The sequence below is a fragment of the Variovorax sp. efr-133-TYG-130 genome, from assembly GCF_030208835.1.
GTDB lineage: Bacteria > Pseudomonadota > Gammaproteobacteria > Burkholderiales > Burkholderiaceae_C > Variovorax.
Genome location: NZ_JARVTD010000049.1, coordinates 32049 through 50450, shown reverse-complemented (window position 1 = coordinate 50450; position 18402 = coordinate 32049). Strand labels below are relative to the sequence as shown.

The window sequence follows — 18402 nt, the reverse complement described above, 5'->3', positions numbered from 1 at the left end:
GTGCCCACGTTGACGTGAGGCTTGGTGCGGGTGAATTTACCTTTTGCCATTTTTCAATCCTTGAAAGAGCAGTTCCCGTGTATTGGTTTTATGTCTGCACCCGATTGCTGGTTCGCCTCGCACGGGAACGCGACGGCACCGGATCGCAGACAACGAGGGCCGCGCACTGCGCAGCCCCGCATTCTTGAAAGACTTACTTGGCGCGAGCGGCCACGATGGCTTCGGCAACGTTGCGCGGAGCTTCAGCGTAGTGCTTGAACTCCATCGTGTACGTGGCACGGCCTTGCGACATCGAACGCAGCGTGGTCGAGTAGCCGAACATTTCCGACAGCGGCACCTCGGCCTTGATGGCCTTGCCGCCACCGACCATGTCGTCCATGCCCTGCACCATTCCGCGACGGGACGACAGGTCGCCCATCACATTGCCGGCATAGTCTTCAGGCGTTTCGACTTCCACGGCCATCATCGGCTCGAGGATCACGGGGTTGGCCTTGCGTGCGCCTTCCTTGAAGCCGAAGATGGCGGCCATCTTGAAGGCCATTTCGTTCGAGTCCACGTCGTGGTACGAACCGAAGTGCAGTGTGACCTTGACGTCCACGACGGGGTAGCCCGCCAGCACGCCTTGCGTCAGCGCTTCGACAACGCCCTTTTCCACGGCAGGGATGTATTCGCGAGGAACCACACCGCCCTTGATGGCGTCGACGAACTCGAAGCCCTTGCCAGCTTCCTGCGGCTCGAGCTTCAGGACCACGTGACCGTACTGGCCCTTGCCGCCCGACTGGCGAACGAACTTGCCTTCGGCTTCTTCGACGGTCTTGCGGATCGTTTCGCGGTAGGCCACTTGCGGCTTGCCGACGTTGGCTTCCACGCCGAATTCGCGCTTCATGCGGTCCACGATGATTTCAAGGTGGAGCTCGCCCATGCCGGCGATGATGGTCTGGCCCGACTCTTCGTCCGTGCGAACGCGGAACGAGGGGTCTTCCTGTGCAAGGCGCTGCAGCGCGATGCCCATCTTTTCCTGGTCGGCCTTGGTCTTCGGCTCGACGGCCTGCGAGATCACCGATTCCGGGAACACCATGCGCTCGAGCGTGACGATGGCTTCGGGATCGCACAGCGTTTCGCCGGTGGTCACTTCCTTCAGGCCCACGCAGGCGGCGATGTCGCCGGCGCGGATTTCGTTCACTTCTTCGCGGTTGTTCGCGTGCATCTGCACGATACGGCCGATACGTTCCTTCTTGCCGCGCACCGGGTTGTAGACGCTGTCGCCCTTGGTCAGCACGCCCGAATAGACGCGCACGAAGGTCAGCTGGCCCACGAACGGGTCGGTCATCAGCTTGAATGCGAGGGCCGAGAACTTCTCGTTGTCGTCAGCCTTGCGAACGACAGGCGCTTCGTCTTCGTCCAGGCCGGCCACCGGCGGGATGTCCAGCGGCGAGGGCATGTATTCGACGACGGCGTCGAGCATGGCCTGCACGCCCTTGTTCTTGAAGGCCGAGCCGCACAGCATCGGCTGGATTTCGCCGGCGATGGTGCGCTGGCGCAGGGCCTTCTTGATTTCTTCCTCGCTCAGCTCGCCGCCTTCGAGGTACTTGTTCATCAGCTCTTCGCTGGCTTCGGCAGCCGCTTCGACGAGCTTTTCGCGGTATTCGTTGCAGACGTCGACCAGGTTGGCGGGAATCTCGCCGTACTGGAAGGTCACGCCCTTGTCTTCGTCCCAGATGATCGCCTTCATCTTCACGAGGTCGACGATGCCCTGGAAGTGCTCTTCGGCACCGATCGGGATCTGGATCACGACGGGGTTGGCCTTCAGGCGATCGACCATCATCTGGCGAACGCGCAGGAAGTCGGCACCGGTACGGTCCATCTTGTTGACGAACGCGAGACGGGGCACCTTGTACTTGTTGGCCTGGCGCCAGACGGTTTCCGACTGGGGCTGCACACCGCCGACGGCGTCGTACACCATCACGGCGCCGTCCAGCACGCGCATCGAGCGCTCGACTTCAATGGTGAAGTCCACGTGGCCGGGGGTGTCGATGATGTTGATGCGGTGTTCGTCGAACTTGCCGGCCATGCCCTTCCAGAAGCAGGTGGTGGCGGCGGACGTGATCGTGATACCGCGCTCTTGCTCTTGCTCCATCCAGTCCATCGTGGCGGCACCGTCGTGCACTTCACCGATCTTGTGGTTCACACCGGTGTAGAACAGGATACGTTCGGTCGTCGTGGTCTTGCCAGCGTCGATGTGCGCGGAGATGCCGATGTTGCGGTAGCGCTCGATGGGGGTCTTGCGGGACATGATTTACTTTCGGGTTGAAATGCGTTGAGCGCTGGGCCCCGGGCACGGGCACAACGCCCGAAACCCGACACCCAACGCCCAAGCGAAGTTTGATTTTTAGAAGCGGAAGTGGCTGAAAGCCCGGTTGGCTTCTGCCATGCGGTGCACTTCGTCGCGCTTCTTCATGGCACCGCCACGGCCTTCCGTGGCTTCCATCAGTTCGTTGGCCAGACGCAGGGCCATCGACTTCTCGCCGCGCTTGCGTGCGGCTTCCTTGATCCAGCGCATCGACAGGGCGAGGCGGCGGACGGGACGGACTTCGACCGGCACCTGGTAGTTCGCACCGCCAACGCGGCGCGACTTCACTTCGACCATCGGCTTCACGTTGTTGATGGCAACGGTGAAGGCTTCGAGGGGGTCCTTGTCCGGGTTCTTCTTTTCGATGAAGTCGAGTGCACCGTAGATGATGCGCTCGGCAACAGCCTTCTTGCCGCCTTCCATGATCACGTTCATGAATTTGGACAGCTCGACATTGCCGTACTTGGGATCCGGCAGGATTTCACGTTTGGGGACTTCGCGACGACGTGGCATTTTCTTAACCTCTTTGCTTCAGTTGGCACCGTTTCCGGCACCGCGAGAGCCAGCTGGAACTCTCACTTACTCGACCCGACACTGGGTCACTTCGTTCGATGTACCCGCCAAGGTAACCGAACACCGTTTGTTTTTGACGACAGGAAGGCTTAAGCCTTCTTGGGACGCTTCGCGCCGTACTTGGAACGCGACTGCTTGCGGTCTTTCACGCCTTGCAGGTCCAGCGAACCGCGCACGATGTGGTAGCGCACACCGGGCAAGTCCTTGACACGACCGCCGCGGACCAGCACGACGCTGTGTTCCTGGAGGTTGTGGCCTTCGCCGCCGATGTAGGAGATGACTTCGAAGCCGTTGGTCAGACGGACCTTGGCAACTTTACGAAGCGCCGAGTTGGGCTTCTTGGGCGTCGTGGTGTAGACGCGGGTGCAGACACCGCGACGTTGCGGCGAGTTCTGCATGGCAGGGCTCTTCGAATTGATCTTTTCGACCGTTCGACCCTGACGCACCAGTTGATTGATGGTTGGCATGAATGAATTAGTCCCAAAACGACCCGGCTTTGGCTCTGAAACCGCCCTGGCGCTTGACGTGACGCAAGGCAAGGAAGCCGGGAATAACGAAAACGTGAAACCCTTCGGAAAATTCCGAAAAGCCCACGAGTATAGCAAACGGGCTTGAAACGGCAAGGTCAGGCGCCACGGGCATCCCGCCGGCGGGCCGGTCTTGCCCTTTCTTACATGTGCGGTCTACTTGATCCAGAGCCGCACGGCATCCCAGGCGCGGCCGAAAACGCCGGCCTGCTCGACCGCATCCAGGGCCACCAGCGGCACGTCGGCCACGGGCTGGTCGTCCAGCGTCACCTTGAGCGAGCCGACCGGCTGGAACCTGGTGAAAGGCGCCACCAGCGGATCGGGCCGCGACACCTGCGTCTTGATCTTGCTGGCGCTGCCCGCCGGCACGGCCACAACGATGGCTTCCGGACGCCCCAGCTTCAGGGTGTTGTCCTTGCCCTTCCAGACGGCGGGGGTGGCGGCCGGCTGGCCGGCGTCGAACAGGCGGACGGCGTCGTAGGCGGTGTAGCCCCAGTTCAGCAGCTTCTGCGACTCGTTGGCGCGCACGGTCTCGCTCGAGGCGCCCAGAACGATCGACAGCAGGCGGCGGCCGCCGGTCAGGTTGGGAAAGTCGCGCCTGGCGGTGGCGATCATGCAGTAGCCCGCCGCATCGGTATGGCCGGTCTTCAGGCCGTCGACGGTGGGGTCGCGGAACAACAGCATGTTGCGGTTGGTTTCATTGGTCGACGGCGTACCCGGGTAGCGGTACTTCTTGATGGCGTAGTACTTGGCCTCCTCGGGGAAGTCACGCACCAGGCGGGTGGCCAGGGTGCTCAGGTCCCGGGCCGTGGTGGTGTGGCCGGGCGTCGTCAGGCCTTCGGGGTTCTTGTAGACCGTGTTCTTCATGCCCAGCACCTTGGCCTGGGCGTTCATCATTTCGACGAAGTGCTCCACGGTGCCACCCACGCCTTCGGCCAGCGCCACCGTGGCGTCGTTGCCCGACTGCACGATCAGCCCCTTGATCAGGTCTTCCACAGGCACCTGCATCTTGGGGTCGATGAACATGCGCGAGCCGGGCATCTTCCAGGCGCGCGGGCTGACCGGCAGCGTCTGCGTCAGCGAGATCTTCTTGGCGCGCAGCGCGTCGAACACGACGTAGGCCGTCATCAGCTTGGTCAGCGATGCCGGCTCGATCGGGCTGTCGATGTCCTTCTGCGCGAGGATCTGGTTCGCGGTCACGTCGAGCAGCAGGTAGCTGCGGGCGGCAATTTCGGGCGGGGCCGGCACCTGGGCGGCGGCAATCAGGCTGATGGATGCGGCGGCGGTAATGACCAGCGCGCGAAGCGCACCAAGGAAACGATTCATCGGGAGTTCGGAGAGAGACGAAGACAGGCCTGCAAGGCCTTCACGCAGCGCCCGCGCGAAGATGGCGGGCAACAAGACTTTTGAGCAGCGGCAATTGTCCGTGAAAGAAATGGCCGCCCCCGGGGATGACTGTGACGGGAAGTGACTGCGGCCGCGCCCAGTCCATCACGGCGGACAGGGCCACGGTGTCGTCGGCCTCGCCATGGATGACCAGCGCGCGCTCGTGCGCCTCGACCGGCAGCGGCGCCACCACATTGCGCGCGGCGGCGGTGCCGACCAGCACGATCTGCCGCACGTCGCGCGCGGCCCACAGCCTGGAAACGGCGCCGCTCGCGACAAAGGCCCCGAACGAGAAACCGGCAATTGCCAAGGGGCCTTCGGGCGCCAGCTGGCGGACGACATCCAGCATGTCTTCCAGTTCGCCGCGCCCCTCGTCGTGCACGCCCTCGCTGGCACCCACGCCGCGGAAATTGAAGCGCACCGCGGTCCAGCCGCCGGCGACGAAAGCCCTGGCCAGCGTCTGCACCACCTTGTTGTCCATGGTGCCGCTGAAAAGCGGATGGGGATGGGCGATGACGGCAACGCCGCGCGGCGTCTCGGCGGGCTGGTCGCGCTGCACCTCGATGCGGCCGGCGGCGCCCTGGAGGGTGATCTTTTCGGTCTGGGAATTCATTGGCGCAAAGTACGAGCAGAAGGAGCGGCGGAAAGTTCAGCGCCCGATATCGGGCGGCAGCAGCAGCCGCTCGACGACTTCGCCGTTCTTGAGGTGGGATTCGACGATCTCGTCGATGTCGTCGCCATCGACGAAGGTGTACCAGACGGCCTCCGGGTACACCACCGCGACCGGCCCGCCCGCGCAGCGGTCGAGGCACCCGGCCTTGTTCACGCGGACCTTGCCGGGCCCGGAAAGCCCCGCTTCCTTGACCTTGGCCTTGCAGCGGTCGAAGCCCTCTTGCGCGTTGTGCAAGGCACAGGAGTCCTCGCCGTTCTTGCGCTCGTTGAGGCAGAAGAAGATGTGGCGGCCGTAATAGCCGGACGGCGCGGCGGTTGAGGAGTTGGGCATCCGCCGATTTTAGTGACCGCCCCTTGCGGCCAGCCCGCCATCGCCGCTGCCGCGCCCTCGCCGCGAGAGCGCCGCCACCACGTAGGCCAGCACGGCAAAGGGCCACGCCCAGCCCAGCCATTGGGCCAGTCCATGGAAGCGGATAAAGCGCCCCTGCTCCCACGTGGCCAGGGTCTGCGCGAAATACGCGCTCTCCGGCGCCTGGTTGAGCAGGCTGAGCTGCAGCACCAGCCCGGCGAGCAGCAAGGCCGCGCACAGCCGGCGCGGCGCCAGCAGCAGCAACATGCCGGCAAAGAGCGCTGCCGCCATGCCGACCTGCACCGGCAGGTCCAGCCAGGCCCAGGCGTGCGTGGGCCCGTAGCTCAGCGCCGCCGACAACGCCGAGGCCGCCACGCCGGTCAGCAGGATCAGCGGCAGCATGACCACGCGCTGCACGACGGAGCGCGCCACCAGGTAGCCCAGCAGGCAAGGCACCAGCGCCCCGAGCATCACGCACAGCAGCTCCACCGCGGGAACCAGAGGCTCGAGTTCGAACTGGCGCAGCGGCAGCCAGTCGATGAAGGGCGTGTCGAGCAGCCACTCGGAGATCGCGACCTCCAGCCGCTCGAACACCTGCCCGAGCCCGAAGGTGACAGCCGCCGGGAACAGCAGCGCAAACGGCCAGAGCGCCAGCAGCACCAGGCCGCCGCGGGATTCCTCGACGAACCACTGCGACCGCGCGCGGCTCCAGTGCGCAATGGCGCCGAGCCGCTCCAGCCCCGCCGCCAGCACGGCGCCGATGACCGTGCCCGCCGTGTTCAGGGCCAGGTCCACGTTCGAAGGAATCCGCACCGGCAGATAGCTCTGCAGCGTCTCCATCGAAAAGGCGATGGCCGCGCCGGCCGCCGTGGCACGCAGCACCACCCGCCACGCGCTGGCGCCGCCGCGCGTTCGAAGCACCGCCAGCGCGCACAGGAACCCGAAGGGCACGTAGCCCGCGACATTGACCGCGAAGTCGAAGCCCGTCCAGTACTTGGGCCAGGGCGCCCAAAGGTAGGCCCAGGGGGCAATGCCCTGGTCGCGCCAGTCGGCGAACGGGTACAGGCTGGCGTAGACGATCAACGCCGCATAAGCGAGCGCCAGCGGCAACGCCGCGGACTTGTGCGGCTTCTCCACCATGGCCACCATGCCTGCCGGTGTCAGAACGGCTTGACCACCACCAGGATCACGATGCCCAGCAGCAGCAGCACCGGCAGTTCGTTGAACCAGCGGAACCAGCGGTCGTTGCGCCGGTTTTCTCCCGCCACGAAGCGGCGCAGCAGCACACCACAACCGTGGTGATAGCCGATGGCCACCAGCACCAGCGCCAGCTTGGCATGCATCCAGCCGTTGCCCGGACCGCGTCCGATGCCGTAGCCCAGCCAGAGCCAAAGGCCGAAGCCGAGCGCCGGGACCGCCAGGAAGGTCGTGAACCGCAGGAGCTTGCGGGCCATCAGCAGAAGCCGATCGCGCTCGGCCTTCGACTCCGGCGGCACCATGGCCAAATTAACAAAGATACGCGGCAGGTAGAACAACCCGGCGAACCAGCTTGCAATGAAAACGATGTGGAGAGATTTGACCCAGAGCATGGCGGCAGTTTAGTGGCGCACCTCTTTTTGCCCCTCTGAAACAAGGCTCTGGAAGACCTTCGGGCAAAAAAAAGCCCGACGTCTTCACGTCGGGCTGGGAAGCCCTTTTGCTGTCACACATCAAGGCACCCGCTCAGGGAGGAAAAGCGGGGAGCGGCAAGCCGCCCGCCCCAGAATTTAACAAAGACGAAACAAGGTTTCAAGCGACTGTGGCACTTTCTTTGACATTTAAACCAAAAATTTGAAAACCTTCGGCCTACGAATTACCGTAGTTGTCAGACAACCGACTCCGCAGCGCCAGTACTGCGAAAGGTGGCTTCAGGCACAATTTTGGGCATATGAAGTCATCAAATTTACCTTTGGCCATGTTCCCCGCCGGCCGGCCACGACGCCTGCGCCGCGACGCATTCACCCGCAATCTGGTGCGCGAACATGCCCTGACGGTCAATGACCTGATCTACCCGGTCTTCGTGCAGGAAGGCGAGAAGCGGCGCGAGGCGGTGCCGTCGATGCCCGGCGTGGATCGCCTGAGCCTCGACCTGCTGCTGCCGGTTGCCGAGCAATGCGTCGAGGCCGGCATTCCGGTGATGGCGCTGTTCCCGGTGATCGACGCCGGCCTCAAGACGCCCGACGGCAGCGAGGCCTTCAACCCCGACGGGCTGATTCCCCGCGTTGTCGCCGCCCTGAAGGCGCGCTTCCCGGAACTGGGCGTGATGACCGACGTCGCCCTCGACCCGTACACCAGCCACGGCCAGGATGGCGTGCTCGACGACACCGGCTACATCCTCAACGAGGAAACTGTGGAGCTCCTGGTGAAGCAGGCACTCACGCAATCGCAAGCCGGCGTGGACATCGTGGCCCCCAGCGACATGATGGACGGCCGCATCGGCGCCGTCCGCCAGGCGCTCGAAGCCCGGGGCGACATCCACACGCGCATCATGGCCTACAGCGCCAAGTACGCCAGCGCCTTCTACGGCCCGTTCCGCGACGCCGTCGGCTCGGCCTCGACGCTCGGCAAGAGCAACAAGAAGGTCTACCAGATGGATCCCGGCAACAGCGACGAAGCACTGCGTGAAGTGGCGCTCGACATCGCCGAAGGCGCCGACATGGTGATGGTGAAGCCCGGCATGCCGTACCTCGACATCGTGCGCCGCGTGAAAGACGAGTTCCGCGTGCCCACCTTCGCCTACCAGGTGAGCGGCGAATACGCCATGCTCAAGGCCGCCGCCCAGAACGGCTGGCTCGACCACGACGCCGTGGTGCTCGAAAGCCTCTTGGCCTTCAAGCGCGCCGGCGCCGACGGCGTGCTCACGTACTTTGCGCTCGACGCCGCGCGCCTCCTGAAGAAGTAACGGCCCGCCGGCACCGGGCATGCGCATTTTCGAAATCGACCGTTCGCGGGTCAGCGAACACGCGGCGCTGGCGCCGCTGGCCGTGCCGGGCGCGTGCGGCGCCGGCGGCTATCTCTGGATCTCGCTCACGCGCGAGGAATTCAAGGCCTCGCTGGCCGAAGTGCAGCAGATCCTGCAGACCCTCTGCCTGACGCAGCTGGTCGACCTGCACGTGGCCGACCTGCTCAACGAGCAGTTGCCCTCGCACTACGACTACACCTCGAAGTACGACGTGCTGGTGTTCCGGCGCCTGGCCAGCGGCAACGGCAACGTCAAGGGGACCGAGGCGCCGCCGCCAGCACCCCGCAGCGGCCCGCCGGTGCTGCGCCGGGTCGACACCCGCCCGGTCGGCTTTGCCGTGTTCGACCGCGTGCTGCTGTCGGTGCACCCGGAAGACGGCGCGGTGCGCGACGCCTTCGCCGCCCGCCTGCTGGCCGCTGCCTCGCCCGACGGCCAGGGCGCCCCCGCGCTCGACGTGCGCTCCACCTCGGCGCGGCTGCCGACGAGCCCCTCGGACCTGATGCTTCGCGTCATCAACCAGATCGTCGACAGCTACCTGGATCTGCGGCGCGAGCTCACCAAGCAGCTGGACCACTGGCAGACCGAGCTGATCGACCCGCGCAGCCGCTTCACCAACTGGAGCGCGCTGATGGAGGCACGCCAGTCGCTGCACCACCTGGACGAGATCTGCGAAGACCAGCGCGCCGCCATGCAGGACTGGATCGACTCTCTGGAGACCCTCCCCGTGCCCAAGGGCGAGGCGGAGCAGCGCGAGCGCGAACTCATCATGATCCGCAGCCGCGACGTGCTCGAGCACATCGAGCGGGTGGTGCACCACGTGCACCGGCTCGAGCAGAACGCCGAGACGGCGGTGCAGATGCATTTCAGCGTCCAGGGCCACCGCGCCAACGACATCATGCGGGTGCTGACGGTGCTGACCGCCGTGTTCCTGCCGCTGAACCTGATCGCGGGCATCTTCGGCATGAACTTCGAGTTCATCCCGCTGGTACACAAGGCGGACGGCTTCTGGATCGCGATGACGTCGATGCTCGTCATCGCCGTGCTGCTGGTGCTGATTTTCTGGCGCAAGCGCTACCTCGCCCGCACGCGCTGATCGCCGCGCCCATGAAAAAAGGGGCCACGCTGCGCGCGCGGCCCCTTTTTCAATCCGGCGGCCCCGAAGGGCGGCCGTCTTGTCCGTCTTACTTGGCGGTTGCGCCAGCACCTTGCTGGGCTTGAACGCGAACGTCCATCGGGTGCTGCATGGTCGAGATGACCTTGCTGTTGACGCGCGAGCCGCCGGTCACGTTCTGGTCGGGAGCGTAGGCGGTGCGAACGGCTTCTGCCTGGACGATCGAACGGTCCTTCGACACGGCGACCGTTTCCGGGCCGCGCGAACCGCGGGTCACGTTCTGGTTCGGAGCCGATGCGGTGCGCACGGCTTCGGCGTTCACGTCGGCACGGCTCTTGGTCGAGACGGCGGTGTTCACGCCTTCGTAGGTTTCTGCTTGCGCGCCGGCGGCGGCGAACAGGGTCAGGGCGGCAGCTGCGAGGATTTGCGAGGTCTTCATATTCATTTCTCCTGGATGTTCGTTGGATCGTTTGTCCACCAGGCTTGCATGGTCGCTTGCCTGTGCAGCGAGTTTCGGGGCGAATCGCATGGCCGAAACGCGCCGATCAGAGACACCGTGTTTCCTCTATTGAAACAATGACGACATGAAGGCATGCAAGCAAAAAGGCCGGACCGGTTCGCACCGGTCCGGCCCCTTGCAAATGCCTGCCTCTACGCCGGTGGCTACGGACGCCCGGTGCCGATCTGCGGCGGCACTTCACTGTTGAAGAAGGCGCGGCGGTCGACGTTCTGGTTCGGCGCATGGGCGGCGGCCACGGCTTCGGCGCGAACCGACGCCCGGTCCCTCACGCCGGGCCGCGAGCGCAGGGGCTCCGCCACCACGTCGCCATAGATGTTGCCGGCGCGCGCCGCGGCGTCCGCCCCCGCCGCCACGTCGGCCCGGCTGGTCGTGGCCTGAAGCGGCTGAACCGGCGCATAGCCCTGGGCCCGCACACCGGCGGCGGCCAGCATCGACAGGGCTGCTGCGGCAATGATGTTCGAGGTCTTCATGTCGGTTCCTTCGGTCAAGCGGCGGCGTATAACCGAAGTGTCGCCCAATCCGGCTAGGAAAAACCCGGGAGAATCGAACCATCGCGTTCCCAAAACGGAAACAATGGGCTCACTCACATGGACAGTCTCGATCTGATCAGAACCTTCCGGGAAGTCGCCTCCCACGGCAGCTTTTCCCAGGCAGCCAAGAGGCTCGACATGTCGAAGGCCACGGTCAGCAAGTATGTGGCCGAGCTGGAAACCCGCTTCGGCGTGCGTCTCCTCAACCGCTCCACGCGCTCCGTGAGCCTCACCGACGCCGGCCAGCTGCTGCTGGAGCGCAGCACGCCGATGCTGGAAATGGTCGAGCTCACCCAGTCGGAACTGCAGGAGCGCGCCAGCCAGCCCAGCGGACGGCTGCGCATCTCGGCCCCGCACGGCATGGGCAGCGGCGAATTCCCGAACCTGCTGGCCGATTTCATGCGCTACTACCCCGACGTGACGATCAGCCTGCAGTTGACCAACCGCACCGTCGACCTCGCCGAGGAAGGCATCGACGTCGAGCTGCGCAGCGGTCCGGTCGAGGACGCCAACCTCATCGTGCGCAAGCTGCGGCTCATGAACATGGTGGTCTGCGCTTCCCCGGTCTACTGGAAGAAGCACGGCAAGCCCGAGCATCCGCGCGATCTTTCCAGCCACGAAGCCCTGACGTTCTCGCTGCTGGGCCAGCAGCCGGTCTGGCGCTTCGACGACAACGGCACGCCGCTCGACGTGCCGGTGAAAAGCCGCATGGACTGCACCGAAGGCGCGCCGCTCATCCGCGTGGCGATGCATGGTTTCGGCGTCATCTACCTGCCGTCGATCCTGGTGCAGTCGCACCTGGACCACGGCGAACTGGTGCCGGTGCTGCAGGACTACGCCCGCAAGGACATGTGGCTTTCGGCCGCCTACCTGCAGCGGCGCCACAACAGCGCCGCGCTGCGCGCGCTGCTCGACTTCCTGCAGACCCGCGTGGGCCCCGGCAGCACGCCGCGCAAGAGCCATTGAAAAACACGGCAGCGCCGGGTTTTTTCATTCAGCGCGGCAACCCGCTCAGCCGAGATGCCTGGCGAAGAACGCCAGCGTTCGCTCGCGCGCCAGCTTGGCAGCGTCCGCGTCGTACGAGCCGCGCTGGTCGCAGTTGAAGCCGTGGCCGACCGGGTACACATGCACTTCCACTTCGGGATGCGCCTTCTTGAAGGTCTCGATGGTGTCCAGCGGAATCCAGTGGTCCTGGTTGCCGAAGTGCGCGAGCACCGGCACCTTGGGCTGGCGGGCGATTTCCTCCGGCGTGGTCATGCCGCCGCCGTAGTACGGCGCAGCCGCCGACAGGCCCGGCAGCAGCGCGGCCGCGCGCCACACCAGCAGGCCGCCCCAGCAGTAGCCGACGATGCCGACCTTGCCGGCCTTCGACGCATAGGCGATCGACGCCTCGATGTCCTGCAGCACGCCGGGCGCGGGCAGCGCCTCGACCGCCGTCTTCAGGCCGAAGCCGTCCTTCATGTCGTCGTCCGAATAGCCCAGCTCCACGCCCGGCTTGACGCGATGGAAGGTCGACGGCGCCACGGCGAGGTAGCCCTCGGCCGCATAGCCGTCGGCCACCGAGCGGATGTGCGAGTTCACGCCGAAGATCTCTTGCACCACGACCACCGCGCCGCGCGGCTTGCCCGCGGGCTCGGCCACGTAGGCGGGAAAAGTGAAGCCGTCCTTGGCGGTGAGATCGATGAATTGGCCCATGTGCTGTTACTCCTGGATGGTGAATCGAAACAGATAAACGAATGAATGAATGGACGCCGGGCTACGCGCGCAGCGCCCGTTCGACGAAGTCGAGGCGATCCTGCCCCCAGAATATTTCGCCATCGATCACGTAGCTCGGCGCGCCGAAGACCTGGATGTCGATGGCCTCCTGCGTGTAGGCCTCGTAGCGCTCCTGCACCGCCTGGCTCTGCGACTGCTCGGCGCGCTTGGCCGGCAGGCCGCACTCGGCGACCAGCGCTTCGAGCACGTTCGGGTCGCCGATGTTCCGCTCCTGCACCCACACCGCTTCGAACACCGCCGCGCACATGCGCAGGGCGGCGTCGGTGCCGTCGTGCAGGTCGACCGCGATGATCAGCCGGGCCGCGTCGTCCCCGGCGACCGGAAAGAACTTCGGCTTCGGATTCAGCGGCAGTCCCAGGTGGCGCGAGAAGCGCTCGAGTTCGACCAGCCGGTAGGCCTGCCGCTGCGGTGCCCGCTTGCCCAGCGGCAGCCCGCCCGACACCGGGAACACGCTGCCCATGTCGATGGGCCGCACCCGCACCGTGGCGCCCGCGGCCTTGGCGATCGCCACGAAGCGGGAATGTCCCAGATACGTCCACGGGCTCTGCGGAGGAAAGTAATAGTCGATCGTCTTGCTCGTGCTCATTCGCATGCCCCCGGTGATGTAATCAGCCGACGGTTTTAACTGACGCGCAGTTTCTCTGCAGGAGGTAGGTTTTGGACCAGGTGCTCTTGATCACGGGCGGCGGGCGCGGCATCGGCGCCGCCACCGCGCGGCTCGCCGCGAAGCGCGGCTATGCGGTCGCCGTCAACTACGCCAGCAATTCGCTGGCCGCCGACGAAGTGGTGCGCGCCATCCGCGCGGAAGGCGGCACGGCCATGGCGGTGCGGGCCGACGTGGGCGACGAGGCCCAGGTGCTCGCCATGTTCGAGCAGGTCGACGCCAAACTGGGCCGCCTCACCGCGCTGGTGAACAACGCGGGCATCGTCGACGTGACGGCCCGCGTCGACGAAATGAGCGTGGCGCGCCTCGAGCGCATGTTCCGCATCAACGTGATCGGCAGCTTCCTGTGCGCGCGCGAGGCCGTGCGCCGCATGAGCACGAGGCACGGCGGCACGGGCGGGGCCATCGTCAACGTTTCCAGCGGCGCCTCGCGCCTGGGCTCGCCGGGCCAGTACGTCGACTACGCCGCGAGCAAGGGCGCCATCGACACCTTCACCGTCGGCCTGGCCAAGGAAGTGGCGGACGAAGGCATCCGGGTGAACGCGGTGCGTCCCGGCGTGATCGACACCGAGATCCACGCCTCCGGCGGCTTGCCCGACCGCGCCGCCGCGCTGGGCCCGCAGATCCCGATGAAGCGCGCCGGCACCGCCGACGAGATTGCCGGCGCCATCCTCTGGCTGCTGTCGGCCGAGGCCAGCTACACCACCATGGCATTGCTCGACGTCACCGGAGGCCGCTGAGCCATGAGCACATCGATGGACCTGATCAAGCCGCTGGTCACGCTGGTGGCCATCGTCAACCCGCTGGCCATCGTGCCTTTCTTCATCCACTACACGCAGGGCTACAGCGACGCGCAGCGCCGCCACACGGTGCGCATGTCGGCCTTCAGCGCGTTCGTGGTCATTGCCGTGAGCGCGCTGCTGGGACTGCAGCTGCTGTCGTTCTTCGGCATCTCGATCGCGAGCTTCCAGGTCGGCGGCGGGCTGCTGCTGCTCATGAGTTCGCTGTCGATGCTCAACGCCAAGCCGGCCGAGAGCAAGACCAACGTCGAAGAGCTGCGCGCCACCGAGGTCAAGGCGTCGATGGGCGCATCGATTGCCGTGGTGCCGCTCACCATTCCGCTGCTCACCGGGCCGGCCACCATTTCCACCGTGGTGATCTACGCCGACAAGGCGCAGCACCTGTGGGAGCTTGCCATCCTGGTGGGCTACGGCGTAGTGGTGGCGCTGGCGACCGCCCTGGCGTTTTCGCTCGCGCAGCCGATCGCGCGCGTGCTCGGCAAGACCGGCATCAACATCATGACGCGGCTGATGGGCCTGATCCTCGCGGCGCTCGCGGTCGAGGTGATGGCCGACGGCCTGGGCAAGCTGTTCCCGATCCTGAACAAGATCGGCTGAGCCTTCAGGCCAGCATCTTCTCGATGATCTTCCAGTGCGCCGGCTCCACCGGCGTGATCGACAGCCGGTTGCCCTTGCGCAGCACCACCAGGTCGGCCAGTTCGGGCCTAGCGCGCAGCTCGGGCAGCGCCAGCAGCCGCGTCTTGCGCAGCGCCTGCACGTCCACCAGCAGCCAGCGCGGATCTTCCGGCTTGGCGCCCGCGTCGTAATAGGGCGACTTCGGGTCGAACTGCGTCGGGTCGGGCTTGATGCCCGAGGCCACCCGTGCGATGCCGGCAATGCCCGGCTCCGGGCAACTCGAGTGATAGAAGAGCACGCCGTCGCCGACCTTCATGCTGTCGCGCATGAAGTTGCGTGCCTGATAGTTGCGCACGCCGGTCCATGCCACGGTGGCGTCGGGCGCGGCGAGCGCGTCGTCGATGGAGACCTCGTCGGGCTCGGATTTCATCAACCAGAAACTGGGGGAATGGGTGGGCATGGTCCCGTCATGGTGTCACATAGTCCGAGACCACCACCCACTTGCCGTCCTTGATCTGCGACAAGCGCGACTGGTCGTTGCCCAGGCGCTTGGTGGCCGTGTAAGTGCTCTTGGGGCTGCCGAACATGTCGGGCTCGAAGGTGATGCTGTCCATCGCCTTGATGAAGCTGTCGGTCGTGAGGTTCGGGCCGGCCTTGGTCGCGGCCTTGATGAACGAGTCGATGATCACGTAGCCGTACACCGAGAACACGGTCGGGTCTTCGTTGAACTTGGTCTTGTACTTGTTGGCCCAGAAGCGCAGCGGCTGCGATTGCTCGTCGGTGTAGGGGTTCTGCACCGTCATGGTGGCGTAGACGCCGTCCATCGCCTTGCCGCCGAGCTTGTGGATCAGGTCGGTGTAGGCCGCGCTGGAGCCCAGGAAGGTCGGGTTGAAGCCGGTCTTGCGCGCCTCGCCCACGGTGCCGATGGTCTCGCGGATGATGGTGCCGAGCACCACGAGGTCGCAGTTGGCGGCCTTCATCTTCGCGACCTGCGAGCTGAAGTCGGTGGCGCCGCGCTTGAACGAAGTCTTCTCGGCCAGCTCCATGCCCGCGGCCTTCAGGCCCGCCTCGGCGCCGCGCTGCACTTCCAGGCCGAACTCGTCGTCCTGGTAGATGGTGCAGACCTTTTTGGCGCCCTTGTCCTTGATCATCTTCGGCAGGGCCAGGCGGATCTGGTCGTAGTAGGTGGCGGCGAACGAATACTTCAGCCGGTTCAGCGGCTCGTACATTTCGCGCGCCGCGGTGATGGGCATGTAGTTGATGACGTTCTTGTCGAACTGCACCGGCATGGCCGCCATGTTCTGCGCCGTGCCGATGTGGCCGGCCATGATGAAGATCTTTTCCTGGTTCACCAGCTTCTGCGCGGCCAGCACGGCCTTCTTCGGGTCGTAGCCCGAATCTTCCACGAACAGCTTCAGCTTGCGCCCGTTGACGTTGCCCTGCTCGTTGAGTTCGTCCACGCGCAGCTGCATGCCGTTGCGCGCCTGCTTGCCGAAGCCCGCCAGCGGGCCCGACAGGTCCTGGATGGTGCCGATGCGGATCTCGTCCTTGGTCACGCCCTGCTGCTGTTGCGCGGACGCAAGCGTCGCGGCCAGGCCCAGCACGGCCAGCGTCGTCAGTGTCTTGAGCTTCATGCGGTTGTCTCCTCGGGTTGACGAAAAAAACGGATCACCGGTACATGGCTTCTATGCGCTCGGCGTACTTGGCCTGCACCAGCTTGCGCTTGAGCTTCATCGTGGGCGTGAGCTCCTCGTCCTCGGCGCTGAGCTGCGTCTCGAGCAGGAAGAACTTCTTGATCTGCTCCACGCGCGCGAACTTGGCGTTGACGCGGTCGATCTCGCCCTGTATCAGGTCCAGCACTTCCTTCGTGCGCGTCAGGCTCTCGTAGTTGCTGAACGGCACGTCGTTGTCCTGCGCAAACTTCTCGACGTTCTCCTGGTCGATCATGACGATCACCGTGAGGTAGGGCTTCTTGTCGCCGATCACCACGGCGTCGGTGATGTAGAGGCTGAACTTGAGTTCGTTCTCCAGCTCGCTCGGCGTGACGTTCTTGCCACCTGCCGTGATGATGATGTCTTTCATCCGGTCGGTGATGCGGAAATACCCGTCCTCGTCCATCACGCCGACGTCGCCCGTGTGCAGCCAGCCTTCGGCGTCGATCGTCTCGGCCGTTTTCTCCGGCAGGTTGAGGTAACCCATGAAGACATTGGGTCCGCGCACCAGGATCTCGCCGGTGGCCGGGTCGATGCGCACCTCGTTATAGCCCGTGGCCGGCCCGATGGAGCCGGGCTTGATGCGCGTGGCCGGCACCGCGGTGGAAGCGCCGCAGGACTCCGTCATGCCCCACACCTCGAGCATCGGCACGCCGAGCGCCAGGTACCACTTGACCAGCTCGGGCGAAATCGGCGCCGCGCCCGTCACGAGAAAGCGCGAGCGATGGATGCCGATGAGCTTGCGCGCGTTGTCCAGCGCCAGCAGCCGCGCGAGCCTGAACTTGAGCTTGAGCCCCGCGCCGACCGGCTCGCCGGCCAGCACCTTCGCCGCGATGGCTTCGCCCACGCCGATGCTCCACCTGTAGGCGGCCTGCTGCAGCGGGCTCGCTTCCTTCAGCGCGATCATCACGCCCGAATAGAACTTCTCCCACACGCGCGGCACCGCGGTGAACACGGTGGGCGCGATCTCGCGCACGTTCTCCGGCACCGTCTCGGGGTTCTCGACGAAGTTGAGGATGGAGCCGGTGTACATCGCGAAGTACTCGCCGCCCATGCGCTCGGCGATGTGGCACAGCGGCAGGAAGCACATGCGCTCGTCTTTCTCGTCCTGCGCGATGAGCGTGTTGTAGCCGCGCGCGGTGTACACCAGCCCCGCATGGCTGTGCATGGCGCCCTTGGGCTTGCCAGTGGTGCCCGACGTATAGACAAGGATGGCGAGGTCTTCGGGCCGGCAGGCGGCCACGGTGCGCTCCACCGCCTGCGGATCGGCCGACAGGCGCGCGCGCCCGAGTTCGCGCAGCGCATCGAGGCTCATCACGCCCGGGTCGTCGAGGTCGCGCAGGCCTTCCATGTCGAACACCACGATGCGGCGCAGGCCCGGCAGGCCGGCGCGCACTTCGAGCGCCTTGTCGAGCTGCTCGTCGTCTTCCACGAAGAGCACGGTGGTGCGCGAGTCTTCGCACATGTAGTGCACCTGCGAGGCGGCGTCGGTCGGGTAGATGCCGTTGGACACGCCGCCGCAGCTGAGCACGGCCAGGTCTGCCAGCACCCATTCGATGACGGTGTTCGACAGGATGGAGGCGCACTCGCCGGGCGCAAAGCCGATGGCCTGCAGGCCGGCCGCGATCTCGCGCACGGCGTCGGCGGTCTGGTGCCAGCTCCAGCTGCGCCAGATGCCGAGCTCTTTCTGCCGCATCCAGACGGTGTCGCCGCGCTGCTTGACGGCATTCCAGAACATCGCGGGAATGGTGTCGCCGGGCACGACGACGTCGAGGCGCGGTTCGAAGGTATTGAGGTCCCAGAGTCCTTGCATGGC

General features: G+C 65.5%; 21 protein-coding genes. 6 read left to right on the top strand and 15 right to left on the bottom strand.

Translation table 11 applies throughout. The features are described from left to right. Positions 1–193: 193 nt before the first annotated feature. The 3 genes from fusA to rpsL all read right to left on the bottom strand — a co-directional run bounded on the left by fusA (position 194) and on the right by rpsL (position 3390). Complete coding sequence (fusA, locus tag QRN67_RS32455; protein WP_081270388.1) at positions 194–2293, bottom strand: elongation factor G; 2100 nt, start codon at positions 2291–2293, stop codon at positions 194–196. Between the two features lie 96 nt (positions 2294–2389). Further along, positions 2390–2863 carry a 30S ribosomal protein S7 gene (gene rpsG / locus QRN67_RS32450; protein WP_007829591.1) on the bottom strand — a complete coding sequence of 158 codons (474 nt, stop codon included), beginning with the start codon at positions 2861–2863 and terminating at the stop codon, positions 2390–2392. A gap of 149 nt (positions 2864–3012) precedes the next feature. Next, positions 3013–3390: a 30S ribosomal protein S12 gene (gene rpsL, locus QRN67_RS32445; protein WP_013543948.1), complete on the bottom strand. Its 378-nt coding sequence runs from the start codon at positions 3388–3390 to the stop codon at positions 3013–3015. Here rpsL and QRN67_RS32440 point away from each other — a divergent pair. Beyond that, entirely contained in the window at positions 3389–3538 is a 150-nt protein-coding gene (locus tag QRN67_RS32440) for a hypothetical protein (RefSeq protein ID WP_285415108.1), read from the top strand. The genes rpsL and QRN67_RS32440 overlap by 2 nt on opposite strands. Before the next feature lie 68 nt (positions 3539–3606). Here the strand turns inward: QRN67_RS32440 and QRN67_RS32435 are convergent, their stop codons facing one another. Genes QRN67_RS32435 through QRN67_RS32415 form a run of 5 tightly spaced genes read right to left on the bottom strand, consistent with a single transcriptional unit; the run spans position 3607 to position 7446 of the window. After that, entirely contained in the window at positions 3607–4776 is a 1170-nt protein-coding gene (locus tag QRN67_RS32435) for a D-alanyl-D-alanine carboxypeptidase family protein (protein ID WP_285415106.1), read from the bottom strand. Positions 4777–4816: 40 nt separating this feature from the next. Further along, on the bottom strand, positions 4817–5449 hold the full coding sequence (locus QRN67_RS32430) for an alpha/beta hydrolase (protein WP_106936576.1): 633 nt from the start codon (positions 5447–5449) through the stop codon (positions 4817–4819). Between the two features lie 36 nt (positions 5450–5485). Then, entirely contained in the window at positions 5486–5839 is a 354-nt protein-coding gene (locus QRN67_RS32425; RefSeq protein ID WP_081270390.1) for a (2Fe-2S) ferredoxin domain-containing protein, read from the bottom strand. Positions 5840–5848: 9 nt separating this feature from the next. Continuing rightward, the gene (locus tag QRN67_RS32420; protein WP_172839937.1) at positions 5849–6997 is read right to left on the bottom strand and encodes a VanZ family protein; all 1149 of its coding nucleotides are present in this window, start codon (positions 6995–6997) and stop codon (positions 5849–5851) included. A 20-nt stretch (positions 6998–7017) separates the two neighbouring features. Beyond that, positions 7018–7446, bottom strand: coding sequence for a CopD family protein (locus QRN67_RS32415; RefSeq protein ID WP_106936575.1), 429 nt, complete (start codon positions 7444–7446; stop codon positions 7018–7020). Between the two features lie 365 nt (positions 7447–7811). Here QRN67_RS32415 and hemB point away from each other — a divergent pair, with 365 nt between their 5' ends. Then, positions 7812–8798, top strand: coding sequence for a porphobilinogen synthase (gene hemB / locus QRN67_RS32410; RefSeq protein WP_285415124.1), 987 nt, complete (start codon positions 7812–7814; stop codon positions 8796–8798). A 19-nt stretch (positions 8799–8817) separates the two neighbouring features. Next, positions 8818–9951, top strand: a complete 1134-nt coding sequence (locus QRN67_RS32405; RefSeq protein ID WP_285415103.1) for a magnesium transporter CorA family protein — start codon at positions 8818–8820, stop codon at positions 9949–9951. Between the two features lie 88 nt (positions 9952–10039). Here QRN67_RS32405 and QRN67_RS32400 read toward each other — a convergent pair whose 3' ends face one another. After that, complete coding sequence (locus QRN67_RS32400) at positions 10040–10408, bottom strand: DUF4148 domain-containing protein (RefSeq protein WP_081270394.1); 369 nt, start codon at positions 10406–10408, stop codon at positions 10040–10042. A 224-nt stretch (positions 10409–10632) separates the two neighbouring features. Further along, entirely contained in the window at positions 10633–10959 is a 327-nt protein-coding gene (locus QRN67_RS32395; RefSeq protein WP_285415100.1) for an alpha/beta hydrolase, read from the bottom strand. Between the two features lie 117 nt (positions 10960–11076). Between QRN67_RS32395 and QRN67_RS32390 the strand changes: the two genes are divergently transcribed. Beyond that, on the top strand, positions 11077–11985 hold the full coding sequence (locus QRN67_RS32390; protein WP_081270395.1) for a LysR family transcriptional regulator: 909 nt from the start codon (positions 11077–11079) through the stop codon (positions 11983–11985). 45 nt (positions 11986–12030) lie between these two features. Here QRN67_RS32390 and QRN67_RS32385 read toward each other — a convergent pair whose 3' ends face one another. Continuing rightward, positions 12031–12714, bottom strand: coding sequence for a dienelactone hydrolase family protein (locus QRN67_RS32385; protein WP_285415098.1), 684 nt, complete (start codon positions 12712–12714; stop codon positions 12031–12033). Positions 12715–12775: 61 nt separating this feature from the next. Continuing rightward, the gene (locus QRN67_RS32380) at positions 12776–13381 is read right to left on the bottom strand and encodes a 2-hydroxychromene-2-carboxylate isomerase (RefSeq protein ID WP_106936572.1); all 606 of its coding nucleotides are present in this window, start codon (positions 13379–13381) and stop codon (positions 12776–12778) included. Between the two features lie 71 nt (positions 13382–13452). On the opposite strand from QRN67_RS32380, the gene QRN67_RS32375 reads away from it, so the two are divergent. Next, positions 13453–14199, top strand: coding sequence for an SDR family oxidoreductase (locus QRN67_RS32375; protein ID WP_285415095.1), 747 nt, complete (start codon positions 13453–13455; stop codon positions 14197–14199). 3 nt (positions 14200–14202) lie between these two features. Further along, positions 14203–14856, top strand: coding sequence for a MarC family protein (locus tag QRN67_RS32370; protein ID WP_081270399.1), 654 nt, complete (start codon positions 14203–14205; stop codon positions 14854–14856). Between the two features lie 4 nt (positions 14857–14860). Here QRN67_RS32370 and QRN67_RS32365 read toward each other — a convergent pair whose 3' ends face one another. From QRN67_RS32365 to QRN67_RS32355, 3 genes are read right to left on the bottom strand one after another with little or no spacing between them, the layout of a single operon-like run. Then, positions 14861–15334: an EVE domain-containing protein gene (locus QRN67_RS32365; RefSeq protein ID WP_285415092.1), complete on the bottom strand. Its 474-nt coding sequence runs from the start codon at positions 15332–15334 to the stop codon at positions 14861–14863. 7 nt (positions 15335–15341) lie between these two features. Continuing rightward, entirely contained in the window at positions 15342–16508 is a 1167-nt protein-coding gene (locus QRN67_RS32360) for an ABC transporter substrate-binding protein (RefSeq protein ID WP_081270401.1), read from the bottom strand. Between the two features lie 34 nt (positions 16509–16542). Then, positions 16543–18399 carry an AMP-dependent synthetase/ligase gene (locus tag QRN67_RS32355; protein WP_285415090.1) on the bottom strand — a complete coding sequence of 619 codons (1857 nt, stop codon included), beginning with the start codon at positions 18397–18399 and terminating at the stop codon, positions 16543–16545. Positions 18400–18402: the final 3 nt, after the last annotated feature.